Genomic DNA, 21,331 nt, shown 5'->3' with positions numbered 1-21,331 from the left:
CATTAAATAACATGACACCGATTGAGTATAAAACACTAAAACAAGCAGCTTAATTTTCTACGTGAGTTGTGTACTAAGTTTGGGATATTTACAACGGCATTAATCACATCAGGAAAACCCTATAATCCATCCACACAAGCAAATAAGATATCTTCGACTCCTAGGTTTTTAAGTTCCGTTATACCAATAGCTAGAATTTGGCACTTTCATTTTCTGCTATCCATAAGCCAAGTAGTTCCTTTTTTCCTTCCAAATTGATGGCTAGAGCAAGAACAACTGATTTACTGATGATACTTCCATCTTGTTTCACTTTCACCACAAGGCAGTCCAAATAAACAATTGGATACAAATTCTCAAGCGGACGATTTTGCCATTCTACCACTTGCTCTTTTACTGAGTCAGCTACTTTAGAAATCAGGTTGGAGAGAGAACAATATCATACATCTCTTTGAATGTATTTATGATTTCTCTTGTATCCATACCTTTGGCATATAAAAATAGGATTTGATGATTAATTTTATTGATGCGTTTTTGATGCTTTTTAACTAGCAGGAGTTCAAAACTGCTTTCTCTATCTCGTGGAATGGCAAGTTCTAACTCACCATTATCACTTATAACGGTCTTTTTACTATAACCATTTCGTGTGTTACTCCCTCGTTTTTTCAGGTGTTTTTTATGACCTGAATGCTGTACAATTCCTTCCTTTAATGCGGTTTCAATTACCAGCTTATTCATAAAACTTGTTAATTTAACTAAATATCCCTGAGGCATTACAACTTTGGTAAACTCTGCTTCCATTTATCTTAATCTCTTTTTGTCCATTTTGTTTCCACCTATTTTTTACTTAAAAGAGTAATTTAAAAATAGACAAATACACAAACTTATTTAGGGGATCATTAAATAAGTAATTACAATCGCCTAATATGTATCATCTATAGATCGGACAAATCCAACTAACTTGTTAGAACGCAATACTTTTCTGGCACATCTTTCCCATCATAATCTTCAGTAAAACTTTCACCAATATCATAAATATAACCGCTAGAACAAAATGTACCACTTTGTTCTAGTGCAACATCTCGATCATATTTTTCATAATCAAAGTAATTTACTAAATTGCCAAGCTCTTTTAAGTTGTAACATCCACTCTCTTCTATCCAATAGTACCCCAAATCATATTCATCATGAATATCTGGTAAAAGCTCAAAACAATCTAAGTTATCAACTAAGTGAATAAGATCTGCGACGGATTGAACATGACAACCAAGCTCAATTGCTGCTTCATAAATTTCAATATCATCATTACTAAGTTCTTCTAATTTACAAGCCAAGTAATTAAGTTCGTTAAGATTGCTGTATTCCGAAATATGATCTGATACCCCATTAATTGTTGATTCATAATCTGTAAAAAAGAATTCTTCATAGTTGTACCCATCAATTTCGATACGTTTTAAGCATAGATTAACCTGTTCAGAGTTTGTTGGTAAGGTAAGCCATTCACCCACTAGCTCCCCTTCATTATATTTACCTAAATTGGTGATAAATACTGAAATTACACCGAAATCACCCTTAGTAGATTTTGAGCATGATGATAGGTTGGATAATGTTTGCATAGACATCTCCTTGCATAATTTAAGAATTAAAATAATTGATGTTAGAAAAATGAATAAAGATTAAGGTAATAAATAAGGCGCACAAAAAAAGCCACGACATAAAGCGTGGCTTTTTAAATTTATATTTTACTCAAATGTTTTTATATCTTTGTTTTCTTTTAATACTCTTTATAAATTCCTTTAATAACGTTATTGATTACTCCGCCGACAACGATTGACACAGCAAAACTGGTTATAACTCTTGCTGCTATATCTTTATTTTTTAATAATTCACTCTGATTGAATTTCTCCCCAATCATCTTTTGGGCTTCATAAATTGAAGAAACAGTCAAAATAACTCCTGTAGTAATACTAATAATCCTAAAAATGGGCATTTTTATCTCCTTTAAATGTTATATCTTTTAATTTTGTGAAGAACTTGAGATGTATAATTAAAATGAGGTAGCGATTCTATGAATTTAATCTCCTTAATTGTTTCCGAAATAATCAGATCAAATGAAAAAAAAGCTTCGACTTTTTGTATTTCTTTAATAGCGTCATACTGTACAACAAAGATATCTTGATCTAATTCTCCTACCAAATACCAATGTCCTTTGAAATGAATAAGTCGATAAGGAGCAACATGATTAAATACTCCCTTATTCGTTTTGACAGTAATTAACGATTTATCAATAATAGATTGAATAATAATAAGAAATGGACCATACATATTTGGTTGTTTATCTAATGAATCAGTATAAATAGTACAAGGTGAATGATTTTTATTTGATAACAAAACATCAATAAATTTATAGTCAAAAGCATGCCTAGGAAATAATTTATCAATATCAATTATTCGACTAAAATGTAATATGTCTCGATAACTTTTTAATGAACCAATATAACGCTTAGATAATTTATAATATCCTTTTTTAACCTTTTCAATCTCAATATTGGGAAGGTTAAATAAGCGATCATTAAAATCTCTACTTATAGTTCGTTTAGAAACGTTAAATTCATAAGCTAACTTTGTTACTGAAAGTGTTTCTCCTAAAAATAAACGTTCTAATATCATACAAATCCTCATACCTAATAGATCATGTTCAGACATGTTATGTTTCCTACATTTGTACCTCATGTTGATTGATGATTTCTTTATTTAAATATTTTTGACGCATATATGAGACAATCACGCAAGCAGGAACGGTAACCCTAAAAGCAGGAGAAGCAAAATCACTAGCTAACCAAGAAGCAGTAATTCCCCAGCCTATTGGCCCAGCTAAAAAGCCCATTGCAGTGGTTAATGAAGTGTAAACAACAAAAGGAGCTTTCAGACCAATTTGCCTTAACACCATTGCAAGTGTTCTAGTAGCAAAAATATAAGCAGCAAAACCAGAAAGATTAATAGCTGATTGAACTGACATCAGAATTAATTCGGGTGTAGGATTCATCAAGTCCATCTGCATATCTTTTGAAACTTGAGCTAATTGTTCTTTTGACATCTCATTTAAAGATTGTTCCAACATTTTTAAAAGTAGATTCATTTCAATTACTTCTATTGGAGAATTTTTATTGAAATTCACTTTTTTCTTATTACATACGTCCATTAAAATCTCACGATAGGTAACTCCTTGTCCATTTCGAAAAAGTTTTGTGACAAGCGTATTAGCTCCATACGTTTGTAACTCAGCCGCTATACTCTCCCAATATAGATTATGATTTGGATAGTGTCTTATATACATATCACATGATGTTAACTCTTCACTAAATCGTGGTAGATCATCTTTAGGATCTTTGGTCAAAATTGAGACCAATAATCCTAAATCGTCATTACTACAATATTTTAAAAAAACAAGATCTGCATCAGAACGATAAACAGCCATTTTTATCTCCTTCATTTGGTTAATGTTTCAGAGATAATTTAATTGATCCAATGGACAGGTTATGTCTGCTTATCAAAATAATTAAACATTATTTTTTTATTGAAAAAACAATATAAAAAAACAACTATTTAATTGAATTTAAACGATTTAATTTAAAATTACAGTGGGTAAGCATTCGTATTGGGAATGCAATTGGTATGCAAATAAATCAAGACAAAAAAGACATGACTTAGATAATATATTTCGTCTAAATACTTTGTTCATACAACTTAACAACAATTAAACTGCCACTTTGCAAACTGACCGATCCGATAAGTTATCATCCGGTCAATAACCGCACCAGTAACGCCACCCAATAATGGTAAAACTTTAATGAATTTAAAGGAATGTTTTGCACTTAATGAAGCAATGAGTTGCTGTATAATTTGTTGGCTCATTTGTACAATAATTTTATTAGGCTGTTTCATTAAAGTCTTTAAACAAAATTGTTGTAATTCAGATTTACCACTAATCATACATAATGAAAAGTACATCAATAATTGAATGCGTTTATCATTGATATCATGGCCTTGTAAAATCGCGATAGTAACAACGAGTCGCATTTGAATAAAAAGAATGCTGATTGCGCTTGCTGGTAAAATAATGGGCAAAGTAATAAAACCACTAAATGCCGTCAGAAATTCCAAGGTTGCTACTTTATTAGCTTCTTGCTTAATCAGTTTATCAAGACTATCTGAATGAAAAGGGTAACGAATTTTGTGTTGATTGGCTAATTCATAAGCTGATATTAAACCATAACCACCAGTTAGACAAAGTTGGTAAAGCTTATCCAAAGGTAATGATAATGATGATGTATTAGACATATATTTTCCTTATAAAAAGAACTATTTCAATGAATCTAAAAGTGTAGACTCAAGTGATAATATCTATTTGAAATAATTTCTAATAAGTCATCATTATCAATAACACTTCATATGGAATGTTTTAAAAGTGCTAGCTTGTTAAATAACTCTATAATTATTATTTATAATCCCAATCAATAAGAGGTATTCCTTCACTTGAGAATCCATAATCACCACGAAAATCAACAAGTGCACCTAATTTTGGTACAGGGCTTGGCATAGTATACTCAACATTATTGTCTTTTAGATATGTAAAAGACCATGTTCTTTTTACTTTAGGGTTACTGTTTTGTATAGATTCGACCAGCTGTCCAAACTCAGGAAGAGTAGATGGATAAAAACCAACTGTTTTGCATCCATAGATAGAATCATCTTCGTTATTGTTTACTTGGCTATAATCATAATCATCACAAATTTGAGCAGAAATGATTTGATAATCTTTGCCATCGGCGTCGAAAAATTTAATATAAGTGATACTAGGGTCATCACCACCCCCTTCGTCATCATAAGCTTCTTCATTCGGGTTGAAAATTAATGCAACGCTTTGATTATCATCTAATGCTATGCTGTACAATGTAACATCATTGTCTTTGTATTTAGATGTGGTTTTAAAAAATTCAGTAGTGGACCTTGGTTGAGATGCATTACTATTTTCTTGTTGTGCATTTTCCGCCCAAGTAAAAGTAGATAAACTTAGGGTGGCAGTAAATAATACTATAGCTATTAATGATTTTTTCATTCTATCCCTCAAAATTTTTATTCTGGATAATAACACCAACTTATTTATGCATAAGTTAGTATATCAATTAACATCCTTTTCCAAACACCCTTCCTTCACTTAATTGTCTAGCAATCTCTTCATTATCATCAATTTTAGTCAAATACCTTGCTGCGCAATATAGATTAGTTCTCTCTTCATCCCGATGAAAAACACGTAAACAATTGTTATTGCTATATCGCGTTTGCTTGTCGACACTACAGTTAAAATAGGTACCTTGTCGATTGGTGATATCAAGCCATAATTTTCCTAACTCATCAGCATAATAATAATCTTTTTGAACACGATTACCATTAAAAAAAAGCATAATGTGGTAATGAATACCTTTTTCTAACCCATATTCAATCTTCCACATATAACCAACTAATTCCTTTAAAAAACTTCGAGTATTCCATCTTAGTTTATTTAATAAGTGTGTCCAGTTCGTTATGATGTTTTCCTGAGTTAAATATGCATGCGGTAAATGATTATCCATTGTTGTTAATTGATTAACACTATTATTGCTTTTATAACCTAAATCAATTCTCACTGGTAAAAGTTTTGCATGATGAGTAAAAAGTTTATCAATATAAGCAATAGCACTTCGTTCATTTCTTGAATTATAGTTATAAACATTAGAATGTAACACAATCATTCTCCATGTAATAAATGGGTTAATGGGATATCTATTTTTAATTGCTATGTATTGGGTAAGATCACAAAGTTGGTATTGAATAGCATTGAATATTGTTACTAGTAAGAGTAGAAATAATAATTTGTTGGTAAAGTAAAATAGAATATTAGATATAATTAATTTAATTCTAATAACATTAATAACCTATTTAGAAGATATGCTGTTAAATTAATTTAATCCTTACAAATAATAGATGAAATGAGTATTATTAGATGTCATTGAATAGTCAAAGTTATGTTTTTATTCATATAATTACGTATAAATAAATTTTCCATCATTAATACTATTTAATAACTCCATGTTTTAAATTTAAGCATTAACATAGAAAAAATGAGGAAAAAACTAGTTTTGTTATGCTATTTATAAAAACATACTCAATATCAAAATGTCTAGCTTAAAGAAGTAAGCATATCATCCTTTATTTAGCTATCTGGGTGAAACTCGCCATCTTTAGCATAATGTAGTTTTGAATAACTACGTTGAGTAGAGATGTGTAGAAGTTTTTTCTAGAGCTCCCTTATTAAAAACTTATACACTTTTGTGTATCCACACCATTTCAAATTAGAATCATCTGATAAGCAGTAATATTATTTTTTTACTATCTTAGTAAATATTTATTTACTCAAATAAAGCACTATCAATACAAATATAAAATGCTGTATAGGTACTAAATTAATCTATGCAATAATATTAATTAACCTTTAATGATTGTTTTTTTATGTTGCTTTTAACCCCAATAAAACATCAAAAACATCTTAAATCAATTAATGTTACAATTTTGTAAAATAGTGAAACGCTAACGTAAGAATCTTATCTTCGTTAAACTATCAACTCATAAAAATATAATTGGGTAGAACTGAATACTGCATCAGTATCTTATAAGTAAATAACCATTATTTTGTAAACAAATATTTACAATACAAATAAAATAATAATGATACTTATTGAAAATGACGGTACAAATAATGACCCCATAACCATTCGGCAAGCAATTGTTGTTAAACCTTGCCAATAAAGGCTTTAAAGCCAATTTATGGATACACGCCTTTATCGAACCAAATGTATCCACTTTTATATCCACTTTTGCACTTGATTTGGGTCGATTTTGGTTGATGTCAGTTGACAAAGAAAACTCATTGCAAGGCTTATCTGCAAAGGCTTTAGGCATAAAAAAAACTGCTGGAAGCAGGCTTTAAAATTTGGTGATTGGTGCCCGGACGCGGAATCGAACATACTGCTTAAAGCATTGGGGGAGCAGGGGGGAGGGATTTTAGGTGAGGGAATGTATCCAGGTTTGTATCCATTTACATTTAATTTAAAATAACTGTATAATAATACAGTGTAATGTATGTGCTCAATTCAAATAAACAACAATCATATAAAGTAAAATGACTATCCTGTAGCTCTCATTTTTACTTTTTTTCTTGTATAACACAATCGACATTTATAAATATAATTTTGTCCCAAAATTATATTTTTTGTCCTAATTGTGGTATACTTAATTTAAATGGATATATCCTTAGGTGATTTTTGTGAAAAAAAAGAATGTGTTAAATTTGATTAAATATCATGTTGAAAGAAATGAAAGTGCTTTTAGAGATGAAGCTATTGAAATTGCTCGGCGTTTTGATGCTATTGGCGATCATCAATTAGCTGAATATATTATGGGATTTATTGCTGAATCAAATCTTTATATTCCTCAAGCAAGTGAATTTGAAAGTGATTTTTTAAAATCGATAAATGTAAAGGTAGTAGATCCCCTAAATTTGCCAATTGAAACTACTGATAATATTAAAGGTGTGATTAATGCTGTTAATCACAAAATTGGGATAACCAAATTTTTATTTGAAGGGTTCCCTGGTACAGGTAAAACTGAAGCAGCAAAACATGTTGCAAGACTACTTAAACGATCGCTGTTTTATGTAGATTTTGATAATTTAATTGATAGCAAGTTAGGACAAACGAATAAAAACATAGCCCAAGTATTTAGTGAAATTAATAAAATACCTTATCCAGAAAAAACAGTGGTTTTATTTGATGAAATTGACGTTATAGCATTAGATAGGATTAATAGCAATGATGTCCGAGAAATGGGGCGTGTAACATCAGCAATTTTGAGAGAGTTAGACAGATTAAATGATTTAAATAAAGACATTGTAATCATTGCTACCACAAACTTATATAAGAATTTTGATAAGGCTCTTTCTAGACGCTTTGATGCTATTATTAATTTTAATCAATATAGTAAAGAAGATTTAGTTGAAGTGGCTGAATTTTACTTTTCATCTTTCTCAAAAAATTTTAAGAATGTGTCTAAAGATGCTCGACTGCTGAAAAAAATTCTAAATACATCAAACCAATTACCATATCCTGGTGAGCTAAAAAATATTATCAAAACTTCTTTAGCATTTAGTGATGTAAATAATGGTTATGACTATTTGAGAAGATTATACAATAATATAATAGGAAACCTTGAACAAACTAGTTTAGAACAATTACATATTTTAGGATTTACCGTAAGAGAGATAGAAAAACTTAAAGGTGAACCTAAAAGCACAATAGCTAGAAAATTGAATGAAGGAAATAAGTAATGGCAAATAATGTTTTAGAATTAAAAGGAAATCGATTTGTTCAAGCATCTAGAGAAGCTAAACCAAAAGTCATTCCTAATATGAATGGGCATAATGTTGTTACTAGTGAGCATGTGTATAAATTGCAAACGAAAATGGAACAAATTAAAAATTTTTGGTTGAATGAATCTAAACCATTTGACGGTATTCTAATTTGTGTTTGTTATAATAAAATTGCAGCAAAAAGTAATAGAATTGGAGGACTGCTTAGAGGAAAAGACTCAAACTATGCAGTGGTGGGGGCTAAATTTAATAAAGATAGAACTAAGCATATTATTACTTATTTTTTAGATATTAATGATTTAAATAAAAGTATTTCTTTACTTGATAAGACAAAAATTGTTTTAGATAAAGTCTTTTCAGGAAAGATAGATCAAGTTACTTTCAAGGATCATAAGAATATAAATAGCATTCCTTTTAAAGGACTTGGTATAAGTAAATCTTTATTTAAGCAAGTTATAGCTGATATTTCTTATATTGATGATTTTGAGATAGAGAATCCGTCAGGAGAATCAGTGCAAAGTATTATTACTTTATATGATATAAAAATGGATACAAAAACATTATTAAAAAAACTAGGTATCGATATTTTATCAAGTCGGATTTTAGATAATCAAACGATTTTTTTGGATAAGAATCAATCAGAGATTTTGTTTACGAAAGCTCCCTATCTTATTTCAATGGCTACAGCAGATTTATCCCAGTTATCACCAGAAGATTTTATTCAACAACATAAACAAAATTTGCAACATATTCCAGAACCCACAATAGAACCTACTATTGGTGTAATTGACACATTATTTGATGAGCGAGTTTATTTTAGTAATTGGGTCGAATATCATGAAATGGTTAATGCGAATATTCCTAAAACACCTAATGATTATAGGCATGGTACTGCAATATCATCTATTATTGTAGATGGACCAAGGCTTAATCCTTGGTTAGATGACGGTTGTGGAAAATTTAAAGTACGTCACTTTGGTGTAGCAGTTGGTTCACAGTTTTCTTCTTTTACTATTATAAAGCAAATTAAAGAAATAATAGCAAAAAATAAAGATATTAAAGTTTGGAATATTTCACTAGGTAGTGATCAAGAAGTTAATGATAATTTTATATCTGCTGAAGCTTCTGTATTAGACCAAATTCAATATGAAAATGATGTCATCTTTGTTATTGCGGGAACAAATAAAACAAATGAAAATATTAATAGAATTGGTTCTCCTGCCGATTCAATTAATAGTATGGTTGTAAATGCAGTAACAAAAAATGGATTATCAACAAAATACTCTAGAAAAGGAATTGTTTTATCATTTTTTGCGAAGCCTGATATAAGTTACTATGGTGGAAGCAGTGAACAATATATTCATGTATGTGAACCCTTAGGAGAAGCTAAAGTTGCGGGAACATCATTTGCAGCTCCTTGGGTTGCTCGAAAACTTTCATATCTAATTGACATATTAGAGCTTAGCCGTGAAGTGGCTAAGGCGCTTATTATTGATGCCGCAAGAGGATGGAATAACGAACCGACTGCCAGTGAAATTGCATTATATGGGCATGGTATAGTACCAATTAAAATTGACGATATTGTCAAAACAAAAGAAGATGAGATTAAATTTTTAGTTTCAGATATCAGTGAAAAATGGAACACTTATAATTATAATTTTCCAACACCAATGAATAAAGATGATAAATATCCTTATATAGCCAAAGCAATAATGTGTTACTTTCCTAAATGCAATAGAACTCAAGGAGTGGATTATACAAATACTGAGTTAAATTTACATTTTGGAAGAATCAAAAATAATGGAAAAATTTCTAATATTAATGGGGATAAACAAAACCAGAATATAGATACTGAAAGAAACTATTTATTAGAGTCTGATGCTCGAAGTAATTTCCGAAAATGGGATAATGTTAAATATATAGCTGAAATAGTTAAAAAAAATAATAAACCTAAAATATCATACGAAAATAAAAATTGGGGCATGGAAATTAAAACAAATAATCGTTTAAATCCCAAAGATGGAGAAGGTGTTCGTTTTGGAATTGTTGTTACATTAAAAGAAATTAATGGCGTAAATAGAATTGATGAGTTTATTAGAAGCTGCCATTTAAGTGGTTGGTTAGTAAATGCAATTGATGTTAATGCCAAAGTTAATATTTATCAAAATATGAATGAAGAGATTGAATTTGAGTAAATTTTTATATGTTAGCTCAAACTTAATCTGACAAAAACTTATTACTCATCGGACACACATTTTGTTAAAATGAAAGCCGATGAGTAAAATAAATTCTCCAATTGCTTTTCCTTAACCAATCCTTTTGCTCCGTTCCAGGTTTGCCGTGGTCTCTTTCCATAACAATATTTTCCAGAGTGTGCCTTTCTCGATTGTAAAGATCAAACCATTGTTCAATATCGTTTTGTATTTCACATAATTGCGTGTAAATCTTACGTCGAAATAAAATATCATAACATTCTGTTTTCATCGTCTTGTGAAATAGTTCACAAAATTTATGCATAACAAGATAAAAGTGGTACCAAAAATAAAAATTTAAATCACTAATGAATCCCCTTATAAAGTTTTAAATAAGCTTTATAAAGGGAATAACTAATCATCCAATGCATTTATAGTAGAAATACAATACTCTTCAGGAACACTTTTACCATCGTAATCGGAACTAAAACTTTCACCTGTATAATAGATGTAATTACCAGAATAAAATGTACCGCTTTGTTCAAGCGCAATATCACGACCATACTTTTCGTAATCAAAGTAATTAGTTAAGTTACCAAGTTCTTTTAAACTATAACAACCACTTTCAGCAATCCAGTAGAAACCTAAATCATATTCATTGCTGATGTTATATAGACATTGAAAGCAATCTAGATTATCTGCTAGGTTAATTAAATCAGCAATTGAATTAACGTATCCGCTAATATCAATTGCTGCTTCATAGATTTCCATTTCATCATGACTTAATTCGTCAAGTTTACAGGCTAAATAATTTAGTTCATTAAGATTGCTATTTTCAGAGATATAATTTGTTATGCCATATATAGACGATTTGTAACCACTTAAAAAGAACTCTTTGTAATTAACACTATCAATGCCAATTTGTTTAAAGCATTGTTTTACTTTTTCTGGTGTTGTTGGTAGCTCTAGCCATTCACCGATCAATTTTCCTTCGTTATATTTTTCTAAATTGGTGATAAATACTGAGATCATACCAGAACCCACCGTAGTGGATTTTAGGCATGATGATACACTAGGTAATGTTTGCATAAACAATTCCTTAATTTTTTGATATTAATTGATATTGAGAAATGAATTAAACAGTGAGGTGTTTTTTAATTTGTTTTGAACTCATAAGGCATAATAAACTCAGTGCGGATTGAATCCAAGTAATCAGCCCACCATTGAACCATTTTAGTTCGTTCGATAATGTGTTGTGCTTTGTGGATATAAGCTGCTCTAACGCCATTACGTTCTTGATGACTCATCTGGCGTTCAACAGCATCTCGTGACCATAGATTCGATTCAACTAATGCACTACAAGCCATAGTTCTAAAACCATGTCCACAAAGTTCTGTCTTGGTGTCATAACCCATTGTTCGAAGTGCTTTATTAACCGTATTTTCGCTCATTGGTTTTCTTGTAAAATGATCACCAATAAATACCAGCTCATACATTCCACTAATTTCATGTATTTGTTTTAAAACATCAATTGCTTGATCGCTTAGCGGAACTAAATGAGGCGTTTTCATTTTTGAACCTCGGTGAGAATGAGGTACACCATCAATTTTCTCTCTTTCAGCAGGAATAGTCCAAATCTTTTTATCGAAATCAATTTCTGACCAACGAGCAAACCGTAGTTCACTAGAACGAATAAATATAATTAGAGAAAGTTTAATTGCTAATCTGGTTAACTCTCGTCCTTTAAAATTATCAATGCGTTCTAAAAGTTCAGGTATTTGTTCGAGTTCAAGTGCAGGGCGATGATTAACCTTTACTTTACTCACTACCCCTTTTAAATCTTGAGCAGGGTTATAAGAAATATAACCATTTTGTACTGCATAGCGCATTATTGCTGAAGTACGTTGTTGTAATCGGCTAGCGACTTCAAAACGCCCCTGCTCTTCAACAGCTTTAATTGGAACAATTAACTGACGAGTAGTTAATGCTGAAATAGAATAAGCGCCAATTTTTGGGAATAAATACAATTCTAATGTTCGTAGTACTTTTGCTCTATGTGGCTCAGACCAAGTTTTATTATTGGTACACCATTTACGAGCAACTTGTTCAAAAGTAACTTGTATTTCATCTTCAAACTGTTTTGCTTTCTTTTCTACCTGTGGGTCAATATTTCTAGCTAGTAATGATTTGGCTTCGTCTCGTAGCCTTCTAGCTTCGCTTAATAAAACATTAGGATATTGGCCTATCGACATTAATTTTTCTTTAGCATTAAAATAATAGCGAAAGCGCCAATATTTAGAACCGTTGGAGTGAACAAGCAAAAATAAACCATCACCATCAGAAAGTTTATATTGTTTATCGTGTGGTTTGGCTGATTTTATTTTTAAATCAGTTAAGGACATAACGAAATTCCTCAATTATAGAAATTTAGACATAAAAAAGCCACATATTTGACTATGTGGCTTTGGTTAATAGAAATTTAACTGTTAATTAGCTTTGGTCTTTATCCATGCTTCAACCTCTTTCAGACGCCAACGCGAGGATCTTCCTAGTTTAATAGGAGGTGGAAATTTATTTTGTTTTATCAAGGCATAAAACCATTTATCTGTCATGCCTGTGAGTGTTGTGATATATTTCATATCAATTAGGTAATCTGGATGTATTTGTGCATCCAAAGGGGATAAGAATGTTGGCATTGTTGTACCTCTATTGAGTGATGTGGTTAATTACATTCAATAGATAGGTAACAACAATATTTTTTTACTACTTTGGAGCATAAATTGCTTGTTTTTACAAAGCAGTTTATAAGCATACTAATTGATTAATTTGTAACCATATTTATAAAACTCATAATAGGTTGATTATAAATTTGATCAACATAGTTACTTTTATAAGCATTTTGAAAGCAAGATGATGACATACTTGAGTCAGATTTTACGGACGGATATCCATCGGCTTTAAACTCTAATTCACAACCCATTAATGATGGCTTTCTTTCACCTATTAGAACCCATTTTATCTTTTGTTGATAACTTTCTGTTTTTATATCTTTTGAGCGTTTTTCAAATTGATTGATTTTGTTAGTTATATTTTGATTATATGGATCAATTATTTTTTCTACAATACCTCTGACTATGCCATTTTCTACTCCCTCCAAATAGGCTAAAAGTTCCTGATAATTTTTAACAGATAATGTCGTCTTTTTACCATCCTTAGTATTTAAGGTTATATTCTTGGCTGAATTACCTTGAAGAAGATATTCGAAAGCCAATCTAGAATAATCATTATACAGATGAACTGATATAGAACCATCATATCTATAAAGCGTAACTAATTTCGGATCATCTCTTTCATAAAGATCTAAATTATGCTTGCTCAATATTTTTTTGATAGAGGTTAAATCTTCTTTAATTTGTTTTATTCTTTTAGCAAGCTCTTTATTACTAAAGTCACTGTTACTGGTTGGCGCATAATGAAAATAATCAAAATCAAAAAAAGGATCACAACTTAGAAGTCCCCTAGTTTGATCATCATTATAGCCATAGATACCAGTGGCCACATAATGATGCCGAGCGTGATAAATCACGCCCAAATTAAGTGATAATTAACTATTCTGTATTTTTCATCATATGAAAACAAATTACAAATATTAAGCTTTAATTTGTAAAATGTATTTTTGTAAACTTTCTAACTCGGATTTTGTGTCGTATGCGTAAATCCGAATTTCATCAAAACGTTCGGTGTCATTAATTTCTAATTCGTGAGAATTTTCATTTGTTACTACTGTTTTCTTTAGTTCACCAGCTAAATAATATTCAATATGATATTCAACGGTTTCTGGTTTATCAATATTACCCTCATTATATGCAATGAGATTATCTTGTTGTATTTCTTTGTTTCTATGTAACCATGTTAATACTATTGTTTCTTGTTCTTTTAGTGTTATTGTCTCTGTAATAACACCATTTACCTGTAAATTAGCTGGAGGATATGGTCGTGCGGCTCTTGCGTCAAATTTTAGTGCTCGAATGGGGGCTTTATTTGCACTGAGTGTTCCAGTATTAGTTTGTGTTAACTGTTGAACATAAATAACTTCACCTTTTAAATATTCAATGCCATCCGTTTCAAATAGGCTATCAAAAAACCAGATAAACGAATCTTTACTGTGTGTTTGTGGTAATGTGTCTGCACATCCCCTTGCTATTGTTACGGTGCCATTTAACTCATCAAATGCATCAATTCGAACGATTTCATTACCAATAATAGCTGCACTACCAATTGAAACATCTGTCATATTTTTGTTAAAAATCACGTTTAATTGTGTATCTATTTTACTTAACTGACGTTTACTGATTAATACCGCACTTGGTGTAAAGTCACATGTTCCTCTTATTGTAAAATCAGCCCCTTCACTTGCCGTTTGTAATAAATAGTTAATTGACTGTGAATTTGGCTGAGCAGAAACTAGGAGCATATAGCCTGACTCGTTATTAACATCATGATTTGATAACTGGCTCATTGCAAAATAGGGAGATTCAAATAACATATAATTTTCAACAGGCCTTGGTGTTGTATCTTGCACTATCCCAGTTCCAGATTGATTGCCACTGTTATAAACGGTATCTGCCAATCCAAAAACATCCTGAATTGCGGTGATTTCAAGCATTCCATTTTCGTGCTCGTTAATAGAGCCAACCCGCATGACCATATCTTTAATATCCCTGTCTGGCAGTGATACCCGAAAACAATCAGCAGGAGTTAATATTTCACCGCGCCGATCAAACTGAATCGTTAAACGAATTAAACCTGCTATTCCAGATTCTAGCTCTCGTTGTGCAACACGTGCAGCCAGCTCAAATGTGGGTAGTGCTTTATATTCAATAGAGCTACTGATTAAACCAACCGCTTGAATTGCACCTAAATTTTGTGCCCGAACTTCACTATCTTCATTTGTGACTGGATTATGCCATTTAACCGCAATTTCATTTGGCACGTTATCGGAAGCGCTACTATCATCGTCTTGTACCACTAAAATACCATTATCATAATTAAACAATGGTAAATCTTCTGTTTTGTAATTATCACGAATCAGTTTTAGTTTAATTTTTCCTGTTGTTAAATCAGCATATTGTACTGCGCCTATATGATCTAACACCTGCTGTACAAATGTATCTAACCCATCTTGTCGATTGTAACGAAAGCATAAACCGAATTTTTCATTATATAGAATATCAGCAGCAGTTTTAAATGAATCTAAATCAATATCCTCATACAGTTGTAGGCCACGTCCCCAATCATTGTTGGTTGCGCACTCTATCAAAATATGCGCAGGATTCATTGCGTGAATAGTTCTTAAATTGCTATTTATTCCATTATCTTTTTCATTAATTGTTGATGTATCATCATATAACATGATGATACATTTTTCTGGGTACCATACCTCGTTATTTGACCAACCTTGTGTTGTACGTCTGACTCTATATTTCCACGGTTTTGGACTTGCTGAATAAGCACTAATTAATCCGTCAAAGAAAGTCGTAACCATGCCCCGAAAACCAGGCACAACACCGCCCAGTAAATTTTTTACACGACTAGTTGGTTCCTGATCTGCATCACCCATGGCAATTTCAAATACTCCTTTAATACCACCTTCTCCCCCCACATTAGTACCACCGAATAAATTGGGTTCATCAATATAAATTGATTTACTAACTGTGACTTCATTTGCTTGACCCGCAAAAACTGTTTTATCATCAGCGGTAATGGCAACTAATTCATTAATTGGTCCACGCCCAAGCCCCGACTGAATACTAAAAAAGTATTTATAACCAATCGTTGTTTTCTTTTTTTTACCGCCCATAATTACCTCTTATATACTCTAGCTTGCTTTGCTAGTTCAACAACACGAATAGCTAATGCATCACCTGTACTTAAAATTGTTTCGCTATCAATCCCACCATTTTGAATAAAATCCTTAAAACTCAGTCCATAGTGTTTAAACCAAGCTCTTAGACCCCACGCACAACCACCACCTCGGCGAATATCGGCCATAGTTATCCATATGCTATTTTCTAATTGCTTCATAACGATAATTTCCATAAGCTAGAACGAACCAGTCCGCAGTCCAACAATCACCAAAAAATACGCACTGGGGTGTTCCCTCAGCTGGTTGCGGATAATCAAAGTCATCAAACGTTGCTGCATTGACCTTGTTGTTATGTTTTTTGGCTAATGCTTGATTTAGAAAATAGGATGCAACCAGTACAACAACAAAACGCGCAATCGCCCACCACATAATGAATCTCCTAGAATAATTTAGTAATGCTATACGGTGATTTGCCAGGCATGTGTGGACAACCACCATAATTCAAATGGTTATTAAATTTATTTTCACAGGTATTAATTGTATTATCACAACCAGGATATACATTAATTATCAAACCAACACTTAAGCCGTAAGTTCCACCATATAAGCTTAAATTATTGTTGTTATGCATGCGAATACCTCGTCTTTCTGTTAGACCTTCAAACTCATATTCAATATAGCCACCACTAAAGTAACCATTATTAATATCTTGTGGTACATTAAATGTAATTGATTTACCATCTAATGCGGTGATTTCTAACCCTGAAATGACATAATGACGAGCTTTAACCTTACATCTACTATCATAAAGTGCATGAGGGCACTTTCTGCCCCATGTCAGCCTTAATCCCTGACGACCAAATGTATTGACAATATTAGTGGTGATAATTTTTGCTTCACCAATTTTTTCACGTTTGACTTCAGTGATATTACCTACCCATACCACCCGTAACTCTTGTTGATTATCATGATAATGCATACGATAAATTCTAATTTTTACCGATGTACTCGGTGGCACACCTCGATAAAAAGAAACCACTTTATTCGTAACGGGTAAGATAATTTCAACATTATTATTACTGCTTGCTGATAATCCATTATCACTAATTGCAATCGCTTCCCATAGCGCATTATTAACCATTATTGAGCGATCGGCATTTGTATAGCGGTAATACAAATTCTGTCTTTTAAACTCATACAGTGTTAATGGTTGACCATTTGCAACAGAATACTCAAACTCACTCCAACTCATACCGTACCTCCCTAAATGTAACGTTTATTTTTGCCGTGCCGTCAGCATCAGTTAAATGCTCCCATACAACTTTGTCATCATTTAAACGGCATAGACGCATTATGGATATTTTGATTACTTCTTGGCGCATAAATACAACTTTTTTATTGAGCAACAACCGAAGTCCACCTTTGTTATTGCTTTTTACGTTGACAATTTCACGATATAAAATGCGGTTACCACTCAGTAAAATTCTTAAGAACTGTCCACCGAGATCAGTTTCAGTCATGTTATTTTGTTCAATATCTAAAATTTCACTGGTTGCATCATCAACTAGTTTGCAATCATTGCTAAACGAGGGTACAAAAATTGGTTTTTGGCGACCACGGAGGGCATAAAACAAAGCACGCAGTTCAAGTTGTTTATTACGGCCATTAATTAAAAACTCATGGGATTGAGTAATAAAAACACGACTTGCGCTATCTGAGTAGTACACGATACCCGTTTGATTGTCGATTTCACGTCGCATTGATTCATATGAAACATGTATATCATCTGACCAGTCTGGTTCTTGCTCCAGTACATAAAAATTATTGTACATAGGTAGCTCAACATTAACGTTAATGTCATTTTTTTCAACAAATAAAAATCGTAACTCTGCGGTTGCTAATTCATCTGTTCGCCTGATAATTTTAGGTGGTTCAGTCAATTTTGCCGATTTAATAGGAAATACTTTTGCACCTTTTAAAACAGCTGTATATATTGGTTCGGATAGCGTAATACTTGAATTTGTAATTGACTCAATATTGGACACAATCGTATTACTATCATCCATAACTGTTAGATTACCGCCAACATGATAGTCTCGCCCAATAGTTGATAAATAGATTGTTTTATCACCTGGTTTGATTTCTCTATCCAGTAATGCAATATCACTATAAATCGGCAATGAAAATGAGCTTAAATAGTTCTGAAACAGTATATTTTCAATTTGTCGACGTTCGTGTTTATGGATAAGCGTTTGAAACTCAAATGTCCGACGAGGTGTTAATCGCATTGCTACCCGTTGTTCTGCCCCTGTTTGTGATTGATGTACATTGGTTTTCCATTCTAATGTTTCTGTAATACCATGCGACCAATTTGGAGAGAGAGGAAGCGGTAGCGAACGATTACCGCTAACAACTAATGTAACGGTTTCAGCGTTTAAAAAATGAAACGAAATTGTGCAGTTAATGCTATCCGTGCCATGACTATCAATATCAATCGATAACACTTTTAAGCTTAATCGACTAAATAAAAGTGGTAACGCCACATTACTGACAGTGATCCCTTGTTTGTCACTATAGGTAATATCAGTCAAAATTTTACTGCTGAAATAACCATTGAAAATTGATACTTCTATAGTTCGCTGATTACTAACATAGCCAACATCAATAGTAGATGGATTAATATAGAGCTTGTTATAAATAATATTTAAAAATGATTGTGTAATGTAACCCTTTCGTACATTGAATAACTGCAACGGTATTCCGCGTGTAACTGGTCCTGTATTGTCTTCAACGACAAAGGAGAGACGAGCCATACCTTGGTATTGTTGCAAATCAAAGCTGCGCTGACCACGTAGCTTTTTCAAATCATTAATAACGTATCCTGTATGTTTGGTACTCATCACTCAATTACTCTATAAAAGTAGCCAAGGTCATAACTGTTATCTTCATCTTGAACATTATCTGTGACAGTTTGAAACGTAGTCGCTGAGCAACAATAATATTTTTCGCCATTAATTTCACGAATAGTACCAGGAACAACACTATCAATTCTGGCGACATAAAAATCAGAAACCACACCGATGCGTTGATATTGTTTGCTAGCCAAATGCAGATAAATCGATTGTGGCACCAACGTTATCAAATTATTAAATTGAGATAAACTTGCCTCGACAAGCAACATATCAGGGTGTGGTTTATAATCACGCCGAATTGTTGCATCACCAATACCCATTGCACCTATGCCTTCATAACCTGACTCATTTGCGCCAAAAAAATAGTCTTTTCCGTTAACCCTGACGACGTTAGCGAATGCACGATACTCTCGGCTTCCTATAAACAGGTACATATCACTGGTGAAGGGATATGATGCGGAACTTGTATCATTGGTGTTTGTTGAATGTGTTCCGTACGCATAATGACCACCGTTGTAAATTCCATCTTTTTTGAGCGTTCCGAATCCAAAATGCCGAAAACGACGAGAATCAACACGAACAACAACATGAATATATTGCGCTGTTGCTAAAAATGTATATGACGCAAATGGCTCATTATGAAAATTAGTACCAGCCCCCCAATAATAACGATAGAAATTTGCTTTACCATTAATCGAGCTTGAACCAGCTTGATTGTCCCAGGGTAAATTTGCGTTAAACTGATTATTAATGGCAATGTACAACGTGGGGAGTGAATTTGATGTACCAACTTTTAGGCTCCAAAAACAATTTTCATTATGTAAATAGAGTTCTTTTTCTTTAGTATTAATTTTATCTACAACCCACCCATTAACTGATTGTGCAAATGTCGCCAATTTTGATAATAAATCCATAACTGACGAGGCGTTACCCGTTTGATATGCCATATTTAGCTCCTATCCTATACTTTTTCAATTGCAAAAAAATCAATATTCGTTACACGAAAACCGTTTTGAAAAATAATAAATTCGCGACCATCATCGGTTTTAATCGTATCCTCTGCCGCTCGGCTTAATCCTGGTACCCAGTAAACACCATCTAATGCCCCCCAAAATTGAGTTGCACCTTTTTTTACATCTACAATCGATACGGGATATAGCGGTGAGTAGTAATCAGGTGATGCAGTTAACGCATTGATTTTTTTATTGCCATAATAATAAAATTGTTCAACACCTCTTGGATAAACTAACTCTGTTTTGCTACCTTTTGAACCATAAAACTGTTGCCATGACTGCGCTGGGGTAAATACATAAAAATGATTGTTACGCGGGTCGATAATTGAGGCAAAATAATCTGTTGTGATTGAATATCGCAGTAATTCATTATTACAACTACCTGCAATGACAAGCGGATAAGGGTACTCATTTGGCAATGCGTTGGGTAGCATAAATCCGCAATAACAACTTGAATAAACAGTTGTCATTTTTGTTACCACAATAAATCGACGATTATTAGCAAAAAACCAGTAATGTAATGGATTATTATCAGCAAATAATCCAACTTGTGTGCGATTTAACATACCGCTAAATATGTCATTGGGTTGATTGATTAATTCAACATTAAAGTAGGTTCCACCGCAGAAATAAAGATTATAAGTATCATTTGAAATGCTATTATCTGTTTTACACGCAACATAGATATTATTGCCTGCCGTAGCCCCTGGCGCACTCCATGCATATGATTTTCGTTTTGCTATAGTTGCTGTAGCCGCAGTTTCACCACTGTAAATTTCTGTCCAGTTATCACCTGTTTTAACTAATTCACTATCCGTTGTTAAAAATAGATTTAATTTATCCAGTAAATCGATTTCATTATCTGCAATGCCACTTTGATAAGCCAT

The 21,331-nt window shown here is 32.3% G+C and carries 20 protein-coding genes and 1 pseudogene; 2 read left to right on the top strand and 19 right to left on the bottom strand.

Annotated elements, in window-relative coordinates; all coding sequences use genetic code 11:
- Window positions 1-122: 122 nt before the first annotated feature.
- From GQ589_RS12260 to GQ589_RS02465, 8 genes and pseudogenes are all read right to left on the bottom strand, one after another.
- A pseudogene (locus GQ589_RS12260) lies at window positions 123-771 on the bottom strand (transposase); the annotation flags it as partial.
- 182 nt (window positions 772-953) lie between these two features.
- Window positions 954-1,613, bottom strand: a complete 660-nt coding sequence (locus tag GQ589_RS02495; RefSeq protein ID WP_160424376.1) for an antirestriction protein ArdA — start codon at window positions 1,611-1,613, stop codon at window positions 954-956.
- A 158-nt stretch (window positions 1,614-1,771) separates the two neighbouring features.
- Entirely contained in the window at window positions 1,772-1,987 is a 216-nt protein-coding gene (locus GQ589_RS02490) for a hypothetical protein (protein WP_160424374.1), read from the bottom strand.
- Between the two features lie 11 nt (window positions 1,988-1,998).
- Complete coding sequence (locus tag GQ589_RS02485; protein ID WP_160424372.1) at window positions 1,999-2,703, bottom strand: WYL domain-containing protein; 705 nt, start codon at window positions 2,701-2,703, stop codon at window positions 1,999-2,001.
- A 10-nt stretch (window positions 2,704-2,713) separates the two neighbouring features.
- The gene (locus GQ589_RS02480) at window positions 2,714-3,475 is read right to left on the bottom strand and encodes a DUF3944 domain-containing protein (RefSeq protein WP_160424370.1); all 762 of its coding nucleotides are present in this window, start codon (window positions 3,473-3,475) and stop codon (window positions 2,714-2,716) included.
- A 269-nt stretch (window positions 3,476-3,744) separates the two neighbouring features.
- Window positions 3,745-4,338 (bottom strand): EcsC family protein, encoded by a 594-nt coding sequence (locus tag GQ589_RS02475; protein WP_160424368.1) that lies wholly within the window; start codon window positions 4,336-4,338, stop codon window positions 3,745-3,747.
- Between the two features lie 157 nt (window positions 4,339-4,495).
- On the bottom strand, window positions 4,496-5,116 hold the full coding sequence (locus tag GQ589_RS02470; protein ID WP_160424366.1) for a hypothetical protein: 621 nt from the start codon (window positions 5,114-5,116) through the stop codon (window positions 4,496-4,498).
- Between the two features lie 67 nt (window positions 5,117-5,183).
- Window positions 5,184-5,783, bottom strand: a complete 600-nt coding sequence (locus GQ589_RS02465) for an inovirus-type Gp2 protein (protein ID WP_160424363.1) — start codon at window positions 5,781-5,783, stop codon at window positions 5,184-5,186.
- A gap of 1,577 nt (window positions 5,784-7,360) precedes the next feature.
- Between GQ589_RS02465 and GQ589_RS02460 the strand changes: the two genes are divergently transcribed.
- Complete coding sequence (locus GQ589_RS02460) at window positions 7,361-8,419, top strand: ATP-binding protein (RefSeq protein WP_160424362.1); 1,059 nt, start codon at window positions 7,361-7,363, stop codon at window positions 8,417-8,419.
- Window positions 8,419-10,656 (top strand): S8 family peptidase, encoded by a 2,238-nt coding sequence (locus tag GQ589_RS02455; RefSeq protein ID WP_160424360.1) that lies wholly within the window; start codon window positions 8,419-8,421, stop codon window positions 10,654-10,656. Before GQ589_RS02460 ends, GQ589_RS02455 begins: the two co-directional genes overlap by 1 nt.
- A 411-nt stretch (window positions 10,657-11,067) precedes the next feature.
- Here the strand turns inward: GQ589_RS02455 and GQ589_RS02450 are convergent, their stop codons facing one another.
- From GQ589_RS02450 to GQ589_RS02400, 11 genes are all read right to left on the bottom strand, one after another.
- On the bottom strand, window positions 11,068-11,742 hold the full coding sequence (locus tag GQ589_RS02450) for an antirestriction protein ArdA (protein ID WP_202115003.1): 675 nt from the start codon (window positions 11,740-11,742) through the stop codon (window positions 11,068-11,070).
- Between the two features lie 65 nt (window positions 11,743-11,807).
- Window positions 11,808-13,055 carry an integrase arm-type DNA-binding domain-containing protein gene (locus tag GQ589_RS02445; RefSeq protein WP_160424359.1) on the bottom strand — a complete coding sequence of 416 codons (1,248 nt, stop codon included), beginning with the start codon at window positions 13,053-13,055 and terminating at the stop codon, window positions 11,808-11,810.
- 84 nt (window positions 13,056-13,139) lie between these two features.
- Window positions 13,140-13,349 (bottom strand): AlpA family transcriptional regulator, encoded by a 210-nt coding sequence (locus GQ589_RS02440; protein WP_160424355.1) that lies wholly within the window; start codon window positions 13,347-13,349, stop codon window positions 13,140-13,142.
- A 125-nt stretch (window positions 13,350-13,474) separates the two neighbouring features.
- Window positions 13,475-14,212 (bottom strand): hypothetical protein, encoded by a 738-nt coding sequence (locus GQ589_RS02435; protein WP_160424354.1) that lies wholly within the window; start codon window positions 14,210-14,212, stop codon window positions 13,475-13,477.
- A gap of 90 nt (window positions 14,213-14,302) precedes the next feature.
- Window positions 14,303-16,513, bottom strand: coding sequence for a hypothetical protein (locus GQ589_RS02430; protein WP_160424352.1), 2,211 nt, complete (start codon window positions 16,511-16,513; stop codon window positions 14,303-14,305).
- Window positions 16,514-16,515: 2 nt separating this feature from the next.
- Entirely contained in the window at window positions 16,516-16,737 is a 222-nt protein-coding gene (locus GQ589_RS02425) for a hypothetical protein (RefSeq protein ID WP_202115002.1), read from the bottom strand.
- Complete coding sequence (locus tag GQ589_RS02420) at window positions 16,718-16,948, bottom strand: hypothetical protein (RefSeq protein WP_065582017.1); 231 nt, start codon at window positions 16,946-16,948, stop codon at window positions 16,718-16,720. The genes GQ589_RS02425 and GQ589_RS02420 overlap by 20 nt, the downstream gene beginning before the upstream one ends.
- A gap of 10 nt (window positions 16,949-16,958) precedes the next feature.
- A complete protein-coding gene (locus tag GQ589_RS02415) occupies window positions 16,959-17,771 on the bottom strand; it encodes a phage BR0599 family protein (RefSeq protein ID WP_160424350.1) in 813 nt (270 codons plus the stop codon).
- Window positions 17,758-19,419: a hypothetical protein gene (locus GQ589_RS02410; RefSeq protein ID WP_160424348.1), complete on the bottom strand. Its 1,662-nt coding sequence runs from the start codon at window positions 19,417-19,419 to the stop codon at window positions 17,758-17,760. Before GQ589_RS02410 ends, GQ589_RS02415 begins: the two co-directional genes overlap by 14 nt.
- Window positions 19,419-20,378 (bottom strand): hypothetical protein, encoded by a 960-nt coding sequence (locus GQ589_RS02405; RefSeq protein WP_160424345.1) that lies wholly within the window; start codon window positions 20,376-20,378, stop codon window positions 19,419-19,421. Before GQ589_RS02405 ends, GQ589_RS02410 begins: the two co-directional genes overlap by 1 nt.
- A gap of 14 nt (window positions 20,379-20,392) precedes the next feature.
- Entirely contained in the window at window positions 20,393-21,331 is a 939-nt protein-coding gene (locus tag GQ589_RS02400) for a hypothetical protein (protein WP_160424343.1), read from the bottom strand.

It is taken from the genome of Gilliamella sp. Pas-s27 (genome assembly GCF_009795865.1).
GTDB lineage: Bacteria > Pseudomonadota > Gammaproteobacteria > Enterobacterales > Orbaceae > Gilliamella.
The sequence above is the reverse complement of the archived record's forward strand: the minus strand, read 5'-3'. Positions and strand labels throughout refer to the sequence as shown.